Source organism: Bacillota bacterium (assembly GCA_040754675.1).
In the GTDB taxonomy this organism is placed as follows: Bacteria; Bacillota; Limnochordia; order Limnochordales; family Geochordaceae; genus Geochorda.
In genome coordinates this window covers 1-3263 of record JBFMCJ010000458.1, presented here as the reverse complement: position 1 = coordinate 3263, position 3263 = coordinate 1, and the positions used below count along the sequence as shown (strand labels likewise).

The following is a 3263-nucleotide window of genomic DNA, read 5'->3' as shown; positions in this document are numbered from 1 at the left end:
GGCTCATAAAGACGCTGGCCCTTGTCGTTATACAGCTCGCTTCGCAGGAGCCCCTGTCGGCGCCACAGCTTGACGGTGCTGGTGCTGGCGCCCAGGGCTTCCGCCATCTCCTCCAGAGTGAGAAGGCCCCTGGCCCGCAGGCGGCTGTAGCGATCCTTGAGCCCGTACGCCAACCGGACATCACGCACCATCAGGCGGTCGAAGCACTTCCCGCGACCAGATCGATGCCCCTTCTCGTTCAGGATGCGAGCGACCTCGGCATCCGTGTAGTCGTCCAGCAAGCGGTCGATCGCACAGACCACCGCGGGGTCGGTTTGGTAGAGTTGGGAGGCCGGCGGCGGTACGGGAAGGGTGAGCGTACGGGTGGCTCCCCCTTTGAAACGGATCTGCGCGACGATATCGTCCCGTTTGAACAGGGTGACGTCCTCGAGGATGAGGCGTACCATGCGCTTGCGATCCCGATCCGTGGTACGGGGGTCACGCCATAAGCGAGGGAAGTCGGTGGCCAGTGCCAGGATACGGGCTCGCTCCGCTTCGTCGACGAGGACGCGGTCCGCATGGCGCCGCTGCTCGTAGGCTTCCTGGGCCTGGGACAGCGCGCGGAGCTTCTGGTTCCAGTCGGCCTCGAGGGTGCTCGCGACCAGACGGTTGTCGGGATCCACCCGCATGTAACGTCGCTGCGCCAGTTCCGCCTCGTAACGGGCCCGTTCCACCTCCTGTCGGCGCAACCGGTCCACCTCCTCGGCCCGCTGGTTCAACTCCTCCTGAATGGCCAGGGTCACCTCCAGGGCGAGCGGGGTGACGGCCTCCACCAGCAGCTCACCGATGGCTTCGTCCAGTCCGGCTCCGGGGATATGCTGGCAGCGAGCGGTGGCGTGCTGGATCCCCTCCCGCTGGCACACATACTCCGGAAGTCGGCGGCCTTTGCGTGCGTGGTAGCGCACGGCCATTCGCTTTCCGCAGACCCCACAGATGGCCAGACCTTGCAGCAGCGCCGGGCCTTCGCGCGGCGGACTGGCGCGACGGTCGGCCCCATGGGCCTGGGCGTTCTCCCGCAGGCGGCGCACGTTGTCCCGGTACTCGTCCCAGGAAAGGTAGCCCGGGTGGGCATCCCGGACCAGGGCGAGCCACTCCTCCGGGGCCTTCAGCTTGGGCAGGTAACGACCCTGGGCGGTCCGGCGACCTTGCGTCCTGCCGAAGAAGAAAGCACCGGCGTAGCGGGGGTTTCGAAGCACCCGGAGCACCCGAGATCGCTCGAGGGGCACCCAGGCGATCTCCCCTCGGCGGGGGCCCACACGAATGCGTCGCGGGAACTTGAGCCCCTGCTCCGAGAAGACGCGCACCACGCCGCCGGCCGAGCCCGTCCGGCGGAACGCGGCAAAGAGCAAGCGGATGGCCTGCTGAACGGCCAGGTCCGGATCGAGCATCACGCGGTCGTCGGGTCCGTACACAAACCCGGTCGGCAAGGGAGCTTTGAGCTCCCCGCGGCTGGCCTTGCTCAGGATCCCTCCCCGCAGCCGCATGCGCAGGACATGTAACTCCGCCTCGCTCATGGTTCCCTTAAGCCCCAGCAGCAGCCGGTCGTTGAAGTGGCTCGGGTCGTAGACCCCGTCCTCATCCAGGATGAGCGTATCGGTCAGGGCGCAAATCTCCAGCAGCCGATACCAATCCGAAGAGCTGCGGGCGAGCCGGGACACCTCGAGGCCGAGGACGATCCCCACGCGGCCCATGCCCACATCGGCGACCAGCTTACCGAACCCTTCGCGGTCCGCCGCTGAGGCGCCGGACTGACCGAGGTCGCTGTCGATGACCACCACGCGCTCCATGGGCCACCCGAGGGCCACGGCCCGGTCCCGGAGCGCATACTGGCGCTTGGTGCTCTCCGTGTTCTCGAAGACCTGCCGCAGCGTGCTCTGGCGCACGTAAAGATAGGCATCCCGCGCCAGGTGGGTGGGCCTCACTTTCGGGTGGACGTTCGCGATCACCCCATCACCTCCCTGGGGTCGCCAGGGCCATTTCCACCAAAGCCGCTACCAGCTCAACCCGCTCGCCCACGGACGGGCTGCTTGGGGGGCCCGCGTCCACCTTCCTGGGCGGGGGCGATGGCGATGCGCCCAAGGACCAGGCTTCCATCCAGGCAGGGACCCCGCGGCGCATCAGCAAGGCCACGCCGTGGGGGACAACGCCGGGCACCGATCCCACGGCAAAGGCGCGCATTTCCTCGTAGCGGTCCGCCAGTTCCTCATGACGGATGGACGCCCTCATGCCGGATTCGGAGCCCCCTTTTTTCGGGCCTTACCCAGGGCCCGCTCGATGCTCCGGGGGTGCACCGAGAGGCCAAAGCGCTCCTGGGCCATCCGGGCCAACTCGCCGGCGGCCAGCGACGGATCGGCAGACCGGGCGCTTTGCAGAAACGCCACCACCTCCTCGGTGAACTTGTGCGCCCGCCGCGGACCGGGCCGCTGGGGCAAGAGCCCAGGAAGCCCGCCCCGCCGGAACGCCTCCCGGGCCTGGTAAAACGACGGCCGGGAGAAGCCGAAGGCCGCCGCAGCCCGCTTCACCGGTAACCCGTCCACGTGCACCCGGCGCAGCATCTCGTACTTGACCTGCACCAAGTCCCGGGCGTCGAAAAAGGGGTTTCCGGACCGGAACGCCTCGTCCGCCACGCTCTCCGGGTGCGGATGAAGCGCGCGATACGCGCGCAGGGAGGCCAGCTTCTCGTCCTCCCGTTTGGGCACGGCTCTTCCTCCCAGGGTGTGTTAACCCCATTATGCACACCTCTCTCCTCTTGTCAAGGAGCGCGCCCGCCATCATTCTTGATATACCGGTGGAACCCTGGCTAAAACGCTCGCACCGAGAGTCGTCTTAGAGCAGGCTCGAACATAATTGGCCTGACAGTCACGACATAATCCCCCTTACACAGGCACGGGTGAGCCCGTCCCCTTCGGGTGACGATTGAAGATCTCGGACCAGTGCGACCAGCCTCCGCAGGTCCTCAAACCGAAAGAGGGAGCGGCCGGCAGCCAGCGCGACAAACGGGTCCGGCGCGGCGACGTCCGTCCAGCTTGCCGGGATCGAGCAGACCCTCCCGCTTGCGTCTTCGAAAAAGACCCGGTCCTCACCCCAGGCTTGGCACCAGCTGACGAGTTCGAACTCCTGTCCGCTCAGGGGATGATAGGGATGCACCACCCGGAATCTCCCGGGCGCACGTGCACCTTGGGGTGCAATGGACGACTTCGTCCAAGGGCAAGGTCGAATCCATG

General features: G+C 67.0%; 4 protein-coding genes. All 4 read right to left on the bottom strand.

Annotated features, from left to right (window positions below; translation table 11 throughout):
• On the bottom strand, window positions 1-1985 hold a 1985-nt coding region (locus AB1609_19000), incomplete at its 3' end, for a recombinase family protein (GenBank protein ID MEW6048535.1).
• 4 nt (window positions 1986-1989) lie between these two features.
• Window positions 1990-2265 (bottom strand): hypothetical protein, encoded by a 276-nt coding sequence (locus tag AB1609_18995; GenBank protein MEW6048534.1) that lies wholly within the window; start codon window positions 2263-2265, stop codon window positions 1990-1992.
• Window positions 2262-2738 carry a helix-turn-helix domain-containing protein gene (locus tag AB1609_18990; GenBank protein MEW6048533.1) on the bottom strand — a complete coding sequence of 159 codons (477 nt, stop codon included), beginning with the start codon at window positions 2736-2738 and terminating at the stop codon, window positions 2262-2264. Before AB1609_18990 ends, AB1609_18995 begins: the two co-directional genes overlap by 4 nt.
• Window positions 2739-2898: 160 nt before the next feature.
• On the bottom strand, window positions 2899-3263 hold a 365-nt coding region (locus AB1609_18985; protein ID MEW6048532.1), incomplete at its 5' end, for a DUF5372 family protein.

Coding starts and splice junctions, on each gene's coding strand:
- AB1609_18995 (MEW6048534.1), bottom strand. CDS start 2,265: ATGAGGGCGTCCATCCGTCATGAGGAACTGGCGGACCGCTACGAGGAA.